This window comes from Streptomyces sp. NBC_01237, from assembly GCF_035917275.1.
In the GTDB taxonomy this organism is placed as follows: domain Bacteria; phylum Actinomycetota; class Actinomycetes; order Streptomycetales; family Streptomycetaceae; genus Streptomyces.
The window spans coordinates 1-16,865 of record NZ_CP108508.1 but is presented as its reverse complement, the minus strand read 5'-3'; the positions used below and the strand labels follow the sequence as shown (position 1 = coordinate 16,865).

Annotated in this window: 18 protein-coding genes and 4 pseudogenes; 15 read left to right on the top strand and 7 right to left on the bottom strand. The window is 67.2% G+C overall.

Features of this window, described 5'->3' with window-relative positions:
* Positions 1 to 256: 256 nt before the first annotated feature.
* Entirely contained in the window at positions 257 to 379 is a 123-nt protein-coding gene (locus OG251_RS00110; protein ID WP_326674849.1) for a hypothetical protein, read from the top strand.
* Positions 380 to 883: 504 nt separating this feature from the next.
* On the opposite strand, the gene OG251_RS00105 is transcribed toward OG251_RS00110, so the two are convergent.
* The gene (locus OG251_RS00105) at positions 884 to 1,795 is read right to left on the bottom strand and encodes a hypothetical protein (protein ID WP_326674848.1); all 912 of its coding nucleotides are present in this window, start codon (positions 1,793 to 1,795) and stop codon (positions 884 to 886) included.
* 619 nt (positions 1,796 to 2,414) lie between these two features.
* Here OG251_RS00105 and OG251_RS00100 point away from each other — a divergent pair.
* The 6 genes and pseudogenes from OG251_RS00100 to OG251_RS00075 form a co-directional block, all read left to right on the top strand.
* On the top strand, positions 2,415 to 2,678 hold the full coding sequence (locus OG251_RS00100) for a hypothetical protein (RefSeq protein ID WP_326674847.1): 264 nt from the start codon (positions 2,415 to 2,417) through the stop codon (positions 2,676 to 2,678).
* Between the two features lie 142 nt (positions 2,679 to 2,820).
* Positions 2,821 to 3,117: a hypothetical protein gene (locus OG251_RS00095; RefSeq protein ID WP_326674846.1), complete on the top strand. Its 297-nt coding sequence runs from the start codon at positions 2,821 to 2,823 to the stop codon at positions 3,115 to 3,117.
* Complete coding sequence (locus OG251_RS00090; protein WP_326674845.1) at positions 3,114 to 3,488, top strand: hypothetical protein; 375 nt, start codon at positions 3,114 to 3,116, stop codon at positions 3,486 to 3,488. Before OG251_RS00095 ends, OG251_RS00090 begins: the two co-directional genes overlap by 4 nt.
* Positions 3,489 to 4,360: 872 nt before the next feature.
* Complete coding sequence (locus OG251_RS00085) at positions 4,361 to 4,528, top strand: hypothetical protein (RefSeq protein ID WP_326674844.1); 168 nt, start codon at positions 4,361 to 4,363, stop codon at positions 4,526 to 4,528.
* Between the two features lie 169 nt (positions 4,529 to 4,697).
* Positions 4,698 to 5,352 (top strand): annotated as a pseudogene (locus OG251_RS00080) (cutinase family protein).
* A gap of 52 nt (positions 5,353 to 5,404) precedes the next feature.
* Positions 5,405 to 5,747, top strand: a pseudogene (locus OG251_RS00075) (transposase); the annotation flags it as partial.
* 17 nt (positions 5,748 to 5,764) lie between these two features.
* Here the strand turns inward: OG251_RS00075 and OG251_RS00070 are convergent.
* Both OG251_RS00070 and OG251_RS00065 read right to left on the bottom strand, forming a co-directional pair.
* Positions 5,765 to 6,415: a hypothetical protein gene (locus OG251_RS00070; protein WP_326674843.1), complete on the bottom strand. Its 651-nt coding sequence runs from the start codon at positions 6,413 to 6,415 to the stop codon at positions 5,765 to 5,767.
* 127 nt (positions 6,416 to 6,542) lie between these two features.
* Entirely contained in the window at positions 6,543 to 7,004 is a 462-nt protein-coding gene (locus tag OG251_RS00065) for a hypothetical protein (RefSeq protein WP_326674842.1), read from the bottom strand.
* A gap of 583 nt (positions 7,005 to 7,587) precedes the next feature.
* On the opposite strand from OG251_RS00065, the gene OG251_RS00060 reads away from it, so the two are divergent.
* The 5 genes from OG251_RS00060 to OG251_RS00040 all read left to right on the top strand — a co-directional run bounded on the left by OG251_RS00060 (position 7,588) and on the right by OG251_RS00040 (position 13,365).
* A complete protein-coding gene (locus tag OG251_RS00060) occupies positions 7,588 to 7,920 on the top strand; it encodes a DUF6233 domain-containing protein (RefSeq protein WP_326674841.1) in 333 nt (110 codons plus the stop codon).
* 458 nt (positions 7,921 to 8,378) lie between these two features.
* Entirely contained in the window at positions 8,379 to 10,067 is a 1,689-nt protein-coding gene (locus tag OG251_RS00055; protein WP_326674839.1) for a beta-propeller fold lactonase family protein, read from the top strand.
* A gap of 498 nt (positions 10,068 to 10,565) precedes the next feature.
* Positions 10,566 to 12,005, top strand: coding sequence for an NF041680 family putative transposase (locus OG251_RS00050; protein ID WP_326681098.1), 1,440 nt, complete (start codon positions 10,566 to 10,568; stop codon positions 12,003 to 12,005).
* Positions 12,006 to 12,031: 26 nt separating this feature from the next.
* Positions 12,032 to 12,553 (top strand): hypothetical protein, encoded by a 522-nt coding sequence (locus OG251_RS00045; protein ID WP_326674838.1) that lies wholly within the window; start codon positions 12,032 to 12,034, stop codon positions 12,551 to 12,553.
* Between the two features lie 242 nt (positions 12,554 to 12,795).
* Complete coding sequence (locus OG251_RS00040; protein WP_326674837.1) at positions 12,796 to 13,365, top strand: hypothetical protein; 570 nt, start codon at positions 12,796 to 12,798, stop codon at positions 13,363 to 13,365.
* Between the two features lie 22 nt (positions 13,366 to 13,387).
* Here OG251_RS00040 and OG251_RS00035 read toward each other — a convergent pair whose 3' ends face one another.
* Entirely contained in the window at positions 13,388 to 13,690 is a 303-nt protein-coding gene (locus OG251_RS00035) for a hypothetical protein (RefSeq protein WP_326674836.1), read from the bottom strand.
* Positions 13,687 to 14,295 (bottom strand): hypothetical protein, encoded by a 609-nt coding sequence (locus tag OG251_RS00030; protein ID WP_326674835.1) that lies wholly within the window; start codon positions 14,293 to 14,295, stop codon positions 13,687 to 13,689. Before OG251_RS00030 ends, OG251_RS00035 begins: the two co-directional genes overlap by 4 nt.
* A 43-nt stretch (positions 14,296 to 14,338) precedes the next feature.
* Here OG251_RS00030 and OG251_RS00025 point away from each other — a divergent pair, with 43 nt between their 5' ends.
* A complete protein-coding gene (locus OG251_RS00025; protein ID WP_326674833.1) occupies positions 14,339 to 14,734 on the top strand; it encodes a contact-dependent growth inhibition system immunity protein in 396 nt (131 codons plus the stop codon).
* Between the two features lie 46 nt (positions 14,735 to 14,780).
* Here the strand turns inward: OG251_RS00025 and OG251_RS00020 are convergent.
* Positions 14,781 to 14,996 (bottom strand): annotated as a pseudogene (locus tag OG251_RS00020) (transposase); the annotation flags it as partial.
* 29 nt (positions 14,997 to 15,025) lie between these two features.
* Here OG251_RS00020 and OG251_RS00015 point away from each other — a divergent pair.
* Both OG251_RS00015 and OG251_RS00010 read left to right on the top strand, forming a co-directional pair.
* Positions 15,026 to 15,259: a hypothetical protein gene (locus tag OG251_RS00015; RefSeq protein ID WP_326674832.1), complete on the top strand. Its 234-nt coding sequence runs from the start codon at positions 15,026 to 15,028 to the stop codon at positions 15,257 to 15,259.
* A gap of 59 nt (positions 15,260 to 15,318) precedes the next feature.
* Positions 15,319 to 16,123, top strand: a pseudogene (locus OG251_RS00010) (IS5 family transposase); the annotation flags it as partial.
* A gap of 161 nt (positions 16,124 to 16,284) precedes the next feature.
* On the opposite strand, the gene OG251_RS00005 reads toward OG251_RS00010, so the two are convergent.
* Positions 16,285 to 16,722: a GNAT family N-acetyltransferase gene (locus tag OG251_RS00005; RefSeq protein ID WP_326674829.1), complete on the bottom strand. Its 438-nt coding sequence runs from the start codon at positions 16,720 to 16,722 to the stop codon at positions 16,285 to 16,287.
* Positions 16,723 to 16,865: the final 143 nt, after the last annotated feature.

Below are 16,865 nucleotides of genomic sequence, written 5' to 3'. Positions count from 1 at the left end.
GCGCACCGGGCCTTGATCCACCACCGCATCGCCGCACTCGCCGACGTGCCGTCAAATTCGGCGTTTCCATCAGACGCCCCAGGGAGCCCAGAAGGAGGCCCGCCTGGGTGCGGCGTCAAGGTCCAGGGCGCCGGCCGGTCCGGATGTATGTAGGCCCTCACCAGGTCGGTGACGAGATCCGGCAACGGAGACGGCGGGACTCCCCGCTGGACGCGACGGTGGTCTCGGTGTCGGTGAGACGATGACGGAGCGCGGCATGGCCGCCCCGGCCACCGGCGAAAGCGTCCTCGCGCACTTCGACACCATCCTCGCGGCGGTCGTGCCCGAGCTCACCGGCGGGTCCGGGCGGTGGCGTTCGACGCGGGCACCGGCCCCCTGACGTCGTCCCCGACGCCCTGGCCTGCGGCACGAAGCTGCGCTGGAGCACGCCGAAGCTGATCGCGGCGGCCAACGAGCGGGGGCAGGGCGCGAACGTCCGCGCCCTGCACGTCCTGGCGCCCGCAGCCGTGAAGGCCGGCCCCGCCACGGCGCCCACCGCCCCGGCCCCTCAGCCGACCGCACCCGTGGCACCGATACAGCGTGCGGATCCGCCACAGGGCTACCACCAGGCTGCGGGAGCCTGGGCTCCTTGGGCTCCCACAACATCGGTTGTGCCGGATTCCATGGAAGTGGTCAAAGGGGGAGCGAAATCCCTCAGGTCACAAACAGCCGGGGTCGCTCTGCCTCCGCCGACTCGACCACAAGCACCCAGTCGGCCTCACCGTGAGGTTGGCCGAGTACAACAGGTCTCCGTACTTCGGAGGATGGACACGGCTCGGATGCCTGAACGGCTCAGTGTCAGTCTGTCGTACCGATGAGTGCTGCAGCGCTCCGACTTCTGTGTCTACTTGACGTCGACGAAATCCGAGGAAGACGTGGCCTTGGATGTCGTTGCGTTTCCGGCGAAAATGTAGCGCCAGGATCCGTCCTTGGCTGCCTTGACTGTCGTCTTCAGACGGCCGAACTTGTCGGTGGTCACTGTTTTGACGGTCTTGTAGCTGGAGCTGCCGCTGGCACGGAACTGAAGCTGAGCCTTCTGCTTGGCGTAGCCGCTGTAGTTTCCGACGTTCCAGTTCGCGCGTTTGAGGGTGCCGGAGACGGTGAGGTTCTTGCCCTTCTTCACGCGCTCCGGGCTGGCGTCGGTGGTGAGTGTTGCGTGTCGCAGGACAGTCGGCGCGGTGGCGCCGACGTGGTCGGCATAGGCAGTTTTGCCGATCTTGAAGTTCTTACTGCTCGGGTCCTGCCCGTTGAGGACCCAGGCCCATACGGCTGCATGCCAGGTCCGGCCCGCGGCGGCATTGTCGAGATCCGTCGCGGGACTGACCTTGATCGTGCCGGTGCAGACATAGGCGGTGGTGGTGGCGTCTTCGCATTCGGGGTCGGTCCAGCTTGCTACCGGGTTCTTCGGCTTGTCCGCGGAGCCGGTGTAGATCTCGATCCCGGTCAGGAAGTCGTCGGCGTGCACGTTGACCGTGCTGTCGTGCGTGACGGTGAACGTGTAGGGGACGGCCGCACTGGCTTTGGGTTTCACGGAGACCGGCTTGCCCTTGTTGATCTTGATCTTGGAGAAGCCGGCCTTGAGCACGGCCGGAACGCCTGGCATGCCCGACAGGGCCGAGTATCCGGACGAGTCAACTGCCGTCTGAGCAAGAGGAACGCTCCGGCTGTACGAATCTGCTGCGTGGGCCCCGGCGGAGGAGGCCAGGCTCAAGGCAAGGGCGCTGGCGACAACGCCTGCGGCGATACGCGGAGACATGTGTGTCCTTCATGGTCGACGCGCTGGGTCTGCGTGTACGGGCACAGTGGGAACCGGGTAGCCCCCGGTTCAAGACGTAGGAAACCGGGGGGCGGTTGTGTCGCGCTCGTCTCTTTTTCACGTGCCTGATTCGGCATGGCGCCCCGGATGTCTGGGGCCAGGTACGCGGAGTCCGGTGCTCCGGCCGGGCGGAATCGGACAGTCCGTCGGTGTCTGAGCGCGAGTAAAAGCGGCTGTGAGGCCAAACCACGGCATATGCCCGGAGTCGTTTTTGGCCAGCGCTGTAGATGTCTGTTGTACGCAGGGCGACTGGACCGTACCTTTTTGGGCGACGCACCGGGAACACCCGGGCAGCGGACGGCACTTCAGCGCATTGGTTTCCAGGCCATTCACATGCGCCGGAGCGCCGCCCGCACTCAACCCGAGAGAAAGCACGGAGAACAGACGCCAGGTTGGCATCGGCGTAGCAACTGTTTTCGCCGCAAGGACTGTTGGGCTCGCCGCCCTGGCTGCGAGGCAGGCGCGACAGGCCCAGAGCTCCCCGGTCAGCGCGAACGAGATCGACGTCGACTCCCACGCTACCTTCGTCAACTACCTCGACTCGATCGAGGGCCAGGCCATGCTCACGGAGGCCGAACTCACTCCCGAAGAGCGCTCCGCTCTCCACTCCGACGACGTGACCACCGAAGCAGTCGTCCAGGGCCGCTTCTCCGCCCTGGACAAGGCAGTGAAGAAGGGCAAGGGCTGCGTCGCCGCAGTCAAGAAGGGCTGGACCGCCTACAAGGTCTGGTACAACGACAAGGTTCCGCGTGCCATCCGCTGGGCCATCGCGTGGGCTTCCGACGTGTACACGATCTATGCGTACATCCGCAGTCAGATCTGATCCAACTCGTGCCGCGGCCGCAGGGCGCCTCTGCACGGGGCGCCCTGCGGCCGCCGTACCGTTCGCCCACGCACCGGGACTGAACCGGTGCCCGCAGCCCCGGCCCGCCAGGACCGACGAGTTACCCCGACCGGAGAATCACGTGTTCACCATGCGCCATGAAGGCAAAGACCCCGACACGTTCGTCGGAACCCTCGACTGGATCGTCACCTCGGTCATGTTCGGCATCGTCCTCGCCCTGGACTACGGATTCGGAGCACGCTCCTATGCCGCCTACGGGGCCTGGCCGTTGTGGGCCTGGACCGTCGGCCTGCTCGTCACCCACTGGCGCACAGTCGTCAAGGCAAGGAACGCGGAACTCTGGGGGTTCTGGGCAGCCGCACTGGCCCACGTCCTCGCCTCATGGCACGTCATAGCAGTCATCAAAGACGTGAGATGAGCACAGTCACTCCCTGTGCCGCAGCTACCGCGGCCGCCGTCGTCGTGGCAGCTTTCGTCGCCACGACGGTACCTGCCTCCGCCTCAACCACCGAGCTCAACTGCCTCACGTTCCCTGTGGGTGGCGCCGGCGTCGACTTCGGCGGAACGCTGGCCATCTGCGAGAGCAGCGACACCCAGCAGACACGCATCACTGGCACGATTTCCGGTATGTCTGAACGCGGCGGCCGCATCACCATCAGGATCGGCATCTACAAGAAGACGGTGTCCGTCTGCGGCGTCGAAGACAAGACCATCAATACCGGGTGGCAAGCCGGGGTCGACAATCAAAGCATTTCCCAGGGTCCCAATGGTTGCCCCAGCACTGGATGACAATCTCCTGTCCTGCTGCTCAGTCCCCCCTGGATGAACAGCAGGGACAGGAACTGAGCGAGACTGGTTCCCTCGCGCAGCGCCCGGTGGGAGGGCCCACTCCGCGTCCCGCGGGGCCGGCCCAACCACCGGGCGTCAAATTCGGCGTTTCCATCAAATGCCCCAGGGGACCCAGAAGGAGGCCCGCCTGGGTCCGGCCTCAAGGTCAGGACGCCGGCCAGTCCGGATGTATGTAGGCCCCCACCAGGTCGGCGACGAGATCCGGTAACGGAGACGGCGGGACTCCCCGCTGGACGCGACAGTGGTCTCGGTGTCGGTGATGCCGTCCATGATGAGGCCGGCGATGCGGCTGACGTTGCACATGGATGAGAACGAGCGCGGCGGCGACCTGGGACTGCGGGGGCAAGGAGTGGAGGGCGCCCGTGAGGGCGCTCCCGCAGGCGTCGTGCCCCTAGGAGTGATCTCGTCCGCCCCGTCCGCTGCGGGCTTGCGGCCTTCCGCCGCTTCAGTGCCGAGGAATAGGTTCTTGCTGAACATCCGCGTCAGACCATGCGCCAAGCCCGCGTGGAGGGCTGTTGGCGCTGCCGAGTGACGCGCCACGGCTTCTGGCCCGGCCGGAGCCAGCCGTGGCGGTGGCGTCACCCGCAAGATGCGCACTCGACGCCGGGCTCCTGCTCCGCGCCGACGACGGGACCACCGTCCTGGCCGACGACGTCAGCACGGCAGTCGCGCCAATGGGGGTGCAAACACGGGTTCGGGACGAGGAGATCGCGCCATCCTTCGTCAAGATCCTGCGGGACGGTGCGGCTGTCGCGACACTCGTTCCGCCCGCCTCCGGACAGCAGGGGAGGGCTCGGAGCGAGGGGGGGCCTGTGGGCGAAGCCCAGACGGAACACGACGTGCACCAGGAGCACGAGAAGCTGGTACCGGTACGTGCTCTGGCCGATCAGCACGCTCTCACCGTCGCACGGGACCGCGGGGGCAAGGAGCGGAGGGCGCCCGTAGGGGCGCTCCCGCAGGCGTCGTGCCCCTGGAAGTGATCTCGTCCGCTGCGGGCTTGCGGCCTTCCGCCGCTTCAGCACCGGGGAATCGGTTTTCGCTGAACATCCGCGTCAGATCATCCGCCGCGCCCGCGCTGGTGGGCGCTGACGGGGCAGCAGGCACGAGTGGGCATCCAGCATCGAGTACCACCTAGATGAGGAGAATTCCATGCGGGCCAAAAGGACCACGGCCGTGTTGGCCGGACTTCTGCTGACGGCCGGACTTTCCGTGGCACTGGAGTCCTCCGCACAAGCGGCAGCTTCGTGCGAAGGGCACCTACACGATCGTCGTCGGCGGCACCGGCAGTTCGTGGAACAACGACCGCTTCACCGGCAACATCCAGCAGCACGTCGGCTACCCGACCCAGATCCCCAACGGCGCGAGCGCCCGGGCGGGCGTCAACGAACTGAACCGGCTGGTGCGCGACCAGCGCAACGCGTGTCCGGGCCAGCACGTCAAGATGGGCGGGTACTCCCTGGGCGCCGCAGTGGTGCACATCTGGGTCACCGAGAACTGGCAGACCTTCGGCAACGTCAACGCCGTCCTCGTCTCGGACCCCAAGCGCCAGGGCCCTCCCGGCGCCAACGGCGGCGCGGTGCCGTTCGGCGGTGTCATCGGTGCTCCGCTCGCGGGCGCCGACAAGTTCTTCGGCAACGTGCCGGTCAAGACGATCTGTCACTGGGACTACGTCTGCGACGAGTCCGCCGGCATCTGGACCTACCCGCAGAACCACATCAACAACTACCCCAACGACTTCAACATGGATCACCACAACGACAGCGCCAACGAGGTCTGGTACAACGGCGCCTGGTACCCCGCGTAGCCACCCGTCACCTGCCTGCAACCGATCCATTCCGGCCGCAGACAGGGAGGTCCTGTGTGACGCGCTGCTGTGCACCGACGGCCCGGTCCGGACCCTGGTGGATCTGGCGCTGGCTCCCGAGCATCGGCGCGGGCACGGGGCCTTGTATTCAGGGATCAATCAGGGTCGTATCGACGTCGCTCGGCTACGTCGTGCACTGGCCGGCGTGCCGTTGCCCCGGGCGAGCGACTGCCGCCTGGTGCTGGCTGTGGACGTCTCCCCGTGGCTGCGGCCGGACGTTGATACCTGCTCGGAACCGTTCCTTCTGTCACACCTTCGGTCGGGGCCTGGGCAAGCATCAGATGGTGCCCGGCTGGCCCTACTCGCTCGTCGCCGCCCTGGAGACCGGTCGTACGCGAACGTTCCGGAAGACCTACAGCCACTCGTCGAAGGCGAAGCCGACGGCTTCGTCGATGACCGCGCCTTCGAGCGCTTCCTGTCTGCGGCCGGTGGGTGCGACTGTCTGCGGGGTCGGTACGGGATGAGCCCACCAGAGGGGACTTCCACCGGGGGCGGACATCAGCCCTCCGAACCGCAGGTCGCCTGCGAACCAGAACACCCCGCGACCGTCCGGCGTACCGACCCAGATACTTTCCGGTACGGGAGAGCTGAAGGTGCACGCGACCGCCTTGTCCGGGGCGAGCAGCATCATCCCCTTGCCCTGTCCCCCGGGTAATTCTTCCAAGCGGCAGGGCCACGCCTGCCAGGGGCTCGAGAGCGCCACAGCGGCCCTGCGCTCCGCAGCCTGCTTGTTTGCTTTGATCTTGTTTTCATCACGTACCGACGAGGTCCACATGGCGATGCCGATAGCCGGAAGGAGGAGGCGCCCGATCAGTGGGGCATCGTTCGTGAGGAGGGCTGCAAAGATGGCCACCAGTGCACACGGTATCGCCAAGACAGGGGGAATCTGGTTCTGTTCGCTTTTTGCCCTGTCCAGCTCTGCGTTCACCACCGCGCCGACGGTCGGAGTCATTTCGGATGCCGGTCTCGGCGACACCTGATACCCGAACTCTTCCGCCATCATGGCGCCCCCCGATGCTCGACGTGCTCATTCAAACGGGTGTCCATGGCTACAGGAAGAGGACGCCGGACCTTGAGGTCCGGGGTTCTCTGTGCGTGGGCGCGGTCAGAGGTTGTCCCAGTAGGGGTCCTCACGCTCGGAGGGCGGTCCCAGCCGCTCGATGAGGTCGCAGGTGCAGTCCGCCCTCGTACAGCATCTTGTTGCACTCCTCGTGGTGTTCCCGCACCGGCTGCTTCGGCGGGGCCGCCGGCGGCGCGGCCTGTACGAAGGGAGCCGGAGCGGCCTCGATGTCCGGTACCGGTCCCGCCCAGGCGACGCCGAGCGCGGCGAGCTGGTCGGCGTCCAGACGGTCCCTCCTGGAATTGGTGTTCGAGAGCCACACCCCCAGCTTGACGGGCACCGGCTCTGCTTCGCCGTCGACCGTGGTCTCCCCGACCGTGTTGCGCGGGACGGGCTGCTGTCCTTCTTTCTCCACCCACTGGGCGAGGGCGGTCAGGCCCCGCTCGAACGCTGCCTCGGCCCCAGCCTTCCTGGGCCCCTTGGCCGCGCCGACCGGCGCCGGGGGGAGCTCCTTCGGGGCGGCGGCCGTCACGGCGAGGGCGGCGCCACGGATGCCGAGTGCGGTCAGTCGCTCGCGCTGCTCGGGCAGGAGCTGCGCCCAGGTACCCGGTTCCTGCTGCCGCCACCTCCAGGTGCCGATGTCGTCACCGTCGTAGACGACGCCGCCCGGACGGCAGCAGCGCCCGGTTAGTGCCTTCTGGGATATTTCGACGTGCCTGTTCGCGTCTTGAATTCGAACAGAAGTACCATTAGTGCGTGCCGAAGGCCAGTGTCGTGTTCCCGTTCCCGCAGGACCTGCGGGATGCCCGGCTCGCTCTCCATCGGACCCGTGCGGAGTGTGAGGAGTACGCCCGGACCCTGCCGTGGTCGGCGGAGCCGATGTCTGGGTGGGAGACGGACAAGCAGCTGCACAGCACCTACGTCTCCGCCAAGCCCGAGAGCCCTGGCTACTTGGACGGGCAGGCGCAGCGGATTGCCGGCTACCGGGCGAGGCTGCTTGAGCTGTCCACCACGGTGTCGAGGCACCCGTTCTGGGGGACCGTGGGCACTGGTGACGTGGTGGCCGCGCGCATGGCGCTCAAGCACGCCCACGAGCCGCCGGCAGAGGTGTGGCTGTGTCCGGCGGTGGCATATCCGACCTGGACAAGAACCGGGCCTTGGAGCAGTGGCTGGAGTGGCAGCTGCGGCAGGTCCGCGCCCGGATCCGTGAGCTGGAGGTCAAGGAGCAGCAGGAGGAGCGGGCGCGGCAGCGGGCGCGGGCGGAGCAGTCGTGGAAGATCCAGCCGCAGCGCGGTGGGATGCCTGCGATGCTGCACCGCGGCGGGTGCGGCCTCTTCAAGTCCGAGCTGGGGTTCCTCGACCGACAGTCGGCGATGATCGCGTTGGCGGAGCCGGACATCGAGGCGTGCGGGATCTGCCGGCCGGAGACGGGTCTGGTGGAGGGGTAGGGCGGTCGGGCCCGCACCGGGTGCGGCCGCCATGGCACTCTGACCGTCACCCGGACACGGTGACAGGCACGGTGTCCGGGTGGGTGCTGAGGTCTCGTGGTCGCCCACCGGGTGTCGCCGCGCTGGGTGCCTGTTTCTGAACCCGGTAGCTGCACGTCAACGGCCGCTAAGGAGTGATTCGACGGTTTCGGGGTTCGCCTGGGCCTTCGCGTGTTCGGCGAATACTGTCTCTTCCGGCGGCCTGCGGGCGGTGTTTTGCGGCCAATGTGCTTGAGGGCGCGGCTTGTTCATCGATTTCGGATACAGATGGGTACGCGCTGTGCCAGCTTGGCTGCGGAGGGTCGCCCGTGTGGTGCAAGTCCCGGGCATTCCAGCCGAGTTCGGTACGACCGTGCCTCTGCCGGTCCATCGAGGGCTGACGGCTCCCGCCGGCGGGGTGCGGACTGGAAGGAGAGACAGTGAAGTTCTCCCGTATGCGAAGAACCTGGCCTATACGCCTGATATCCCGACCGCTGATCGCCGTGGCCTGTTCCGCCGCACTGGCTGTGACCGGGCTGGCGGTGGTGGACGCTCCGGCGGCCTGGGCCGCGGGTCCCAATGTGGCCTACACCGCCAATGCGGGGTCCAACAACGTCTCCGTGATCGACGTGGCCACCAACTCGGTGACCGCGACGATCCCGGTGGGCAGCACTCCGCAGGGGGTGACGGAGAACGCGGCCGGGACCCGGGTCTACGTCACCAACAACGGCGCCGGCACCGTCTCGGTGATCGACACCTCCACCAACACGGTGACCGCCACGATCAGCGGGTTCTCCCGACCGGCGGGCATCGCGGTCAGTCCGGACGGCACGCGGGTGTACGTGGTCAACGTCACCAGTCAGACCGTCTCGGTGATCGACACCTCCACCAACACGATCACCGGCACGGCGATCCCCGTGGGCACCGCACCGTTCCGGATCACGGCCAGCCCCGACGGCTCCCGCGTCTACGTCGCCAACCAGGGCGTCAGCCCAGCCAACGGCACCATCTCGGTGATCAGCACCGCGACCGCCACCGTGGTCGACACCATCACGGTCGGCCGCGGCCCCCTGGTCCTGAAGAGCAACCCGGCCGGGACTCTGCTGTACGTGGCGAACCAGGTCGGCAACACGGTCTCGGTGATCAACACCCCGGCCAACACCATCGCCGCGACGATCACGGTCGGCTCCCTTCCCCAGGGCGTCGCGGTCTCCCCGGACGGCAGCGAGGTCTACGTCACCAACCAGACCAGCAACAACGTCTCGGTGATCAATGCCGCGACCAACACCGTCGCCGCGACCATCGCGGTCGGCACCGGCCCGGTCGCCGCCGCGTTCAACGCCAACGGGTCCTACGCCTATGTGACCAACTACAACGCCGGAACCGTGTCGGTCATCGACACCAATACCCGGACGAGCGTCGCCACCGTCACCGTCGGCACCCGCCCCTACGACATCGCCCCGGACCCGGTGCCGCTGCCCGCTCCCGTCGTGACCGCGATCAGTCCCACCTCCGGCCCGACCACCGGCTCCACCGTCGTGACGGTGACCGGCACCAACTTCACCGGCGCGACCGCCGTCACCTTCGGCGGCACCCCCGGCACCGGCCTGACCTGCACCGCGACCTCCTGCACCGTCACCTCCCCCGCCCACGCCGCAGGGACCGTCGACGTCCAGGTCACCACCCCCGGCGGCACCAGCGCGACCTCCGCCGCCGACCAGTTCACCTACGTGGCCGCCGCCGCTGACATCGACGTGGACGTCACCGCACAGCCGCACCTGGGCATCCTGGTGCCCTACCTCACCTACACCCTGACCGCCCGCGACCTGGGACCCGGCGCAGCCACCTCGGCCACCGTGACCGCCAGCCTGCCGCCCGGCGCGAGCGCCACGAACCTCTCCACCGGGTGCACCACCGCCACCGGCACCGTTACCTGCACCTACGGGCCGATCGCCAACGGCACCGCGGTGAACAAGACGTTCCGTATCCCCCTGAACCTGCTGTCCCTGGGCCATGTGACGGTCACCGGCGTACGCACGGCCTCCGCACCCGCCGACCCCAACGCCGCCAACGACAGCGCGTCCGCGACCTGCACCGTCATCTCCATCGTCCTGGCCACCTGCCCCTGACCCCAGATCACCTGGAGGGGGGTCTGCGGACGGCTATCCGCAGGCCCCCCTCCAGGTATGACACCTCAAAGGTTCAGGTCAGACACGCTCCGGCTACCAGCCCAGGCCCTGGGCCGGTTCGCGGACCCTGGCCGAGCAGGGCCGGGCAGACGGCTGAATCCGGGACGGCTTGATGTGCCTGGGAACCGCCACCGCGCCACGTAAGCCGCAGAGATCCCGTTCGAGGAACGGTCACAGTGACCGCTCCCCGAACGCTTATGTAACGCCCCTATCCCGCACTGATAGCCCCTGACCTGCTAATTCAGGGTTCAGAAACAGGCACTGACCTTGCCGTTTAACGTCCGGGCATCGAACGGTCTCGAACTTGTCCGGCGTCTTCCCAGTTCACCGGACGTGTCGGGGGTCAGGGCCTGATCCTGTGGGCAGGGTCGCTGCGGCACGGAGGCCAGGATCGTGGAACTGGTCGAGCCCAAGGTTCAACGGGGCGCGTTCACAACGATGATGGAGTTTCGATCGGAGCTGTACGCATGCATGGTCTCCAGAAGCGACGCACTGTTTGAGCTGTGCGATGCCCTGCTGTGCTCCGATGGGCCGGTCCGTACTCTCGTGGACCTGGCCCTCGCGCCTGAGCACCGGAGGGGCCACGGTGCCCTGTACTCCGGTCTGAACCGGGGCCGGATCGACGTTGCCCGGCTGCGGCGGGCCCTGGCTTGGGTGCCTTTGCCCAGGGCCGGGGACGGCCGCCTGGTGTTGGCGGTGGACGTGTCCCCGTGGCTGCGGCCGGACGCCGATACGTGCTCGGACCGCTCCTTCTGCCATACCTTCGGCCGCGGCCTGGGCAAGCATCAGATGGTTCCCGGCTGGCCGTACTCGATCGTCGCCGCCCTGGAGACCGGCCGTACCTCGTGGACCGCATTGCTGGACGCGATCCGACTGGAGCCCGGTGCGGACCTGGCCGCGGTCACCGCCGACCAGGTCCGAGAGGTCATCGAACGTCTCGTGGAAGCCGGCCAGCGGCGGCAGAGTGACCCGGATGTCCTGGTCGTCCTCGACGCCGGCTACGACGCACCCCGCATCGCCCACCTCTTGGTCGATCTTCCGGTCGAGGTGCTGGGTCGGCTCCGCTCGGACCGGGTGATGCGCAAGTCCGTCCCGGTGCCGTGGATCTGCCCGCCGCAAGGCGGCCGCCCGCCCAAGCACGGCGGCGAGTTCGTCTTCGGCCGACCCGAAACCTGGGGAGAGGTCACCGCGGTGACCGTCACCAACACCGACCGGTACGGGACCGCGACCGCGCAGGCATGGGATCGACTGCACCCCCGGCTGACCCGGAGGGCGGCGTGGCTCGAGCACGAGGGACCGTTGCCCATCATCGAGGGCACCGTGATCCGGTTGACGGTCGCGAAACTGCCCAGCGGCGGGGTGAACAAGCCCGTCTGGCTGTGGTGGTCGGGCACCGGCGCAGGCCCCGCCGACGTCGACCGGTGCTGGCAGGCGTTCCTCCGCCGCTTCGACGTGGAGCACACTTTCCGACTGCTCAAGCAGACTCTCGGCTGGACCCGACCGAAGCTGCGGGACTCAGCGGCGGCAGACCGTTGGACCTGGCTCGTCCTGGCCGCACATGCCCAGCCCCGTCTCGCCCGCCCACTCGCTCAGGATCTGCGTCGGCCATGGGAGCGGCCGGCGGAACCGAACAGGCTCACCCCGGCTCGGGTCCGGCGGGGGTTCAGGAACCTACGGGCGAAGACGGGCACGCCAGCCGGTGCACCGAAACCCACCAGGCCCGGCCCCGGCCGCCCGCTCGGCTCGAAGAACCGACACCCCGCCACCCGCTACGACGTCGGACGAGTCCTCGCCACCGGCGAGTCCTACACCCGACCCGCACACCACCAGGTCGGCACCAAACCTCGACGCAGCTCAGAACCGAGTACGGCAGCGTGAATCTCCGAGCCGACAGCATGGAGGTCGTGCGACGATTCGCTGGCCAACAGAGCCACGAGCGGGAACGAAGGACGATAGAATACATCAATCTGGATGCACAGGTCGGCAACCTGGCAGGCGTCCTGTCCCCTGCTCGATACCTGGAACACCTGCCGTTGCTCGCTGGCGATCTGCCGGCCGGGGCCCGGGCATTCGCCACTGCGCCAGAGCACTACGACTTCTCCAGCAAGCGGTGTGTAAAGGACCTGGAGCTCCAGCACGTCAAAAGTGTCGGATCTGATGACGAGCAGATGGAGATCCAGTTCCGGCACAACTGCTGGAAGCACGACGAAGACCTGGTCATCCGCTACACAGGCGTCTCCAGCTTCGATGGCGGAAGCATCGAGGACAACGACTGGGCGACCGTCGGGACGGTAATCCTCGACGAGGTCCTGCCCCACCAGAGCGGTTGCAGTCACGAGATCGCGTTCTGGAACGGCTCACTCACCGTCGTCTGCCATGATCTCGTCGCGACCTGGACCGCGGCTGACTGCCCCGACAATTCATAGACCAGCAAGCCTCTTCAGCACAACCAGCTCACTCGCCGGGGTTAAACGACAAGCTGACCTGATGACCGAAGAGGGGAGACGTAGGGATGGATGAGCAGCGAGGCGCGACGAGGGCTGCGGGCCTTGATATGGCCCTGGATGAGGCAGACCCGCAGTAGTCCCGGCCGTCCGGTTGACCCAGGCGCCACGCGGCGGCTTGCTGCGCGTGACGAACTGTCAGTGTCGGATGAAACGGTGACAGGATGCAACGAACCCCGAAACCTCAAATCTACGACGACATCCTCTTGGCGAAGTGGGTCGATGAGACCGGCCCTGAGGCAGCCCGCGCGAAAGCAGTAGCCGACCTCGCGGCCGGGGCTTTACCGCCGTGGAACAGGGACGAGGACAAGGAGATCCGCCTCACTTCATGCCTGGTGCGCGAACGGCTGCGTAGGAAGTTGCCCGAGCCGGGGAAAGCAGGCGGGCGCCTGTACGTACTCGGGTTTCAAGGCCTGCGGCCCGTAGTCAAAATGGGATCCAGTGGGAACCCGGAGCGACAGTTCGAGAAGTACGAGACCCAGGCACGGAACCTCGGTTACGCGCTGGTCGACGGGTGGGTCTCCGCCCCCGTTGGAACGAGGAAGGAGGCGTTCAAGCAGGAGACATTCATCCTCACGAACCTGCACATGGTGTTGAACGGCTACATCTTCGGCGGCCGGATCTTTGAGTGGTTTCACGGCCACGACTTCGAGCAGATCAGGGACCTCGTTCAACACCCGGACGTTCTGCTCCAGCAGTACCTGTCGATGACGAGTACGACTGAGCCTTCTTAAACAGCCGCTTGCGTAAATCCCCTCACCCGCCGGTGCCGCGCCACGCCTCGGATTCCTCGTCCTCGCTCAGCTCGTAGCCCTCCGGGTACGCGGCGTCCGCGCGCTCCCGGGCGGCCTGAGCGGTGGCGCGGACCTCGTGCCTGAGCCGGGTGAGCAGGGCGAGCGCCGGTTCGTGGGTGACCGGGTCGACGATGTCGCGGGTGCGGGCCGTGTCCCAGTCGGCGACCCGCAGCGCGGTGTCCACCAGGAGCTGCGCCTCGTCGACGGCGACGCCCATGGTGTCGCCGCCTGCGGTGGCCGACGCGATCAGGCGGTTGCGGATCACCCGGCGTTCTCCCAGCCGCGCCAGACGCCCTCCTGCTGGTCTGCCGTGCTGCCGCGGCTGGCTCCCTGGGACAGCGGCGGGAAGGCGAGCACCAGCTCGGCAGGCGCGCGCCAGTCCATGGCCCGCGCCTGCACCTGGGCCTCCGCGACGATCCGCGACCGCAGGCTCGCCACCCGCCATGTACGCGAGCGAGCGTCACGCTCCAGGGACAGGCAGTCCGGGCACAGCGGCGGCCCGTACCGGGCCGGGGGCTTCCACGAGCGGCTGGTGCGCAGCAGCTCCGTGCCGCAGTCGGCGCACTGGATCCCCGACGGCGCCGGGCCGATCGCCGCGAGCATCTCGTGGAGGTGGAGGCCGGCGGCCTCTGCCAGGGGGCGGCCGTGGATTCCGGGCTGCTGCCAGTACAGGTGCCTGAGCACCCCGATCAGCTCCGGGGCGTGGACGGCATCCACCTCGTCACGCAGGCGCTCCACCTGCTCCAGCACGCTCTGCCGCGTGTGGTCGCGCCGCTGCTCGGCTTCCGCGGGGACGGCTTCGGCACCGGTTAAATCGCGGACCGACCTCTCGATGTCGCCCAGAATCTCGTGCAGGCTCTCCTTGCTCATGCCTGAGACCGCGTTTGAGATCTGCTCGTAGGACAATCGACCGGTGACACTCCCCTTGAATCGTGACCGCTCGCTTGAAGAGCTTGAACGCACCCGCTGGCCAGCCCCATCTGCCGACGGCACCCGTCTTGTCACTACTGCCCACGCCTTGCGGCGTCGGCCGATCGATGAACTGGCCGTCGAGGACTTGCGCTTGTTGATAGGGCAGGGCATGGGCCTGCCCTACCTCCTGCCGCTGGCACTGGAGGTACTTCGGGAGAACCCAATGGCCGAGGGGCACATGTACGAGGGTGATCTACTGTCCGCAGTCCTCGCCAGGAATCCATCAGTCTGGGACGAGTTTCCCGACCTCGGCAGAGAGCTTCGCGTGATCACCTCGAAGTTGACTGACCTGCCCCCTGACCTGCAACAGAAGATTGAGCTCTTCCTGGCTCCATAGGCACCGCCGCAGGGCGCTCCCTCTCGAAGCGACGGTCGGCGTGTAACTACGAAACGTCTCGCAGGAACACGCGCGGACCCGGACGTGTCGCCGGTCGGCCACGGGCGAGCCGACGGACCATGATGCCGATCATCGCCCACCGGATCATGGTCTCAGAGCGGGCCGGGCTGGTCTCGTAGTCACGCGCGAGGCGGCGATGGGCGGTGAGCCACGAGAAGGTGCGCTCGACCGCCCACCTCTTGGGCTGAACCTGGAATCCGCGAATTGCACTCTTGAACCCACACGGTCAGCTTGACTGGATCGCGGCCCGTCGCTCTGATCTGCTGCTCCGACACCACCGAGCTCCAGGCATACGAGGTCGCGGTCATCTGCGCCAAGCTCACCGAGATCCGCCGGTTCATCACCGGCGTCGTCATCCCCCACGCGACCCTCCAGCCGAAAGGACGGCGGATCAAGCACCTCAACACCCAGCTCAGCAGCGTCGAATCGACGCTCGACGTCATCGCCGACTACATCGACGCCTGACCGGTGGTCCCGGCCGCGAAGCTGCCGGGACCACCCCGTTTCGAACCGGAGGGACCACGTTGCCGCGCGGACGCTGCTACCCCTCCGACACCTGGGACGACGAATGGTCGCTGATCGAACCGCTGCTGCCCGTCCCGGCCTGCGACACCCCCACCGGCGGCCGCCCGGAAAAGCACCCGCGGCGCGAGATCGTCGACGCCATCCGCTATGTCGTAGACACCGGCTGCAAATGGAGAGCCCTCCCGAAGGACTTCCCGCCATGGCGGACGTGCTGCGGATTCATGGCCCGCTGGGCGGCCGCCGGCGTCGTCGGACAGATCCGTGACCAGCTCCGCAAACGCATCCGCCGCGAGCTCGGCCGATCCCCCGGAGCGGTCGCGACCGTGATCGACTCCCAGTCGGTCAAGGCCGCCGAGACCGTCGGCCGCGACTCCCGCGGCTATGACGGCGCGAAGAAGATCAACGGCCGCAAGCGCCACCTCGTGGTCGACACCAAGGGCCTGCCCCTGTTCGTCATGGTCACCCCGGCCGACATGACCGACCGCGACGCCGCGAAAGAAGTCCTGTTCCGGCTGCGGCTAATGCACCCCGAGATCACGATCGCCTGGGCCGACTCCGGCTATGCCGGACAGCTCGTGACCTGGGCCAAGAAGCGTCTCGGGCTCACACTGAAGACGGTGAGTCGGCCGAAGAACACCCCGGGATTCGTGATCCTGCCCCGCCGCTGGGTCGTCGAGCGGTCCCTGGCTTGGATCATGCACGCACGCCGACACGCCAGAGACTACGAGCGGTTGATCCAGCACTCGGAATCGTTGATCACCTGGGCCGCAATCACCTTGATGACCAGGCGAATCACTCGCAGGTCATCCCGCCGCAGCGGTCAACCCGAGTCCCGCGAAGCACACCGGGACTGATCGGAATGGCGGGGCTGGCCAGCCCCGCCACCTTCGTTCCCCTGGGGCCGAGCTTCTGGCCCACTCTCCCATGTCCGCCGGGCTTCCACCCGGGAACCCGGACTACTCAGGTCACTTGTCGATGGGGAAGCGATAGACCGTCGACTCCCGAACCGCAAAGCCGAGTCGTTCATAAAGCCGGTTCGCCGCGGCGCGATCCGGCCGAGAAGTAAGATCCACCGTGCGAGCACCGGCCTCCCGAGCGATACGCAAAGCTTCCTCGGTAAGAAGGGCCGCGACCCCCTTGCCTCGTGCTCCAACGTCGACAACCACGTCTTCGATACGGGCCCGCAATCCAGACGGCACAGGCAGTAGCACCAGGGTCAGGGAGCCGATGATCGCCTCCGGCGTCCGGGCGACAAGCACGCTGCTGGCGTCGCACGTCACCATACGGCTGATTGCGTCATAGTCGAGGGGCTTGGCCGTCGACGACAGCTGCGGCAGCAGCCGGCTGAAGGCTTCGACGAGCTCCTCACGAGCTTCCCGAATGATCTCTACGCGGACATCCATACCGGGAGCCTATCCATCGCTTACGGATACACAGGCAAGCGGGCCTGCGTCCCAGTCTCCTTGCCACCGTTCGAATTCTGAGCTGGGCAAATGCTCAGTAGAACTTTGCAAACAGGCACTAACGGTGACCGGGGCACGGCCCG

Coding starts and splice junctions, on each gene's coding strand:
- OG251_RS00110 (WP_326674849.1), top strand. CDS start 257: ATGGCCGCCCCGGCCACCGGCGAAAGCGTCCTCGCGCACTTCGACACC.
- OG251_RS00105 (WP_326674848.1), bottom strand. CDS start 1,795: ATGTCTCCGCGTATCGCCGCAGGCGTTGTCGCCAGCGCCCTTGCCTTG.
- OG251_RS00100 (WP_326674847.1), top strand. CDS start 2,415: ATGCTCACGGAGGCCGAACTCACTCCCGAAGAGCGCTCCGCTCTCCAC.
- OG251_RS00090 (WP_326674845.1), top strand. CDS start 3,114: ATGAGCACAGTCACTCCCTGTGCCGCAGCTACCGCGGCCGCCGTCGTC.
- OG251_RS00070 (WP_326674843.1), bottom strand. CDS start 6,415: ATGATGGCGGAAGAGTTCGGGTATCAGGTGTCGCCGAGACCGGCATCC.
- OG251_RS00050 (WP_326681098.1), top strand. CDS start 10,566: ATGATGGAGTTTCGATCGGAGCTGTACGCATGCATGGTCTCCAGAAGC.
- OG251_RS00040 (WP_326674837.1), top strand. CDS start 12,796: ATGCAACGAACCCCGAAACCTCAAATCTACGACGACATCCTCTTGGCG.
- OG251_RS00030 (WP_326674835.1), bottom strand. CDS start 14,295: ATGAGCAAGGAGAGCCTGCACGAGATTCTGGGCGACATCGAGAGGTCG.
- OG251_RS00005 (WP_326674829.1), bottom strand. CDS start 16,722: ATGGATGTCCGCGTAGAGATCATTCGGGAAGCTCGTGAGGAGCTCGTC.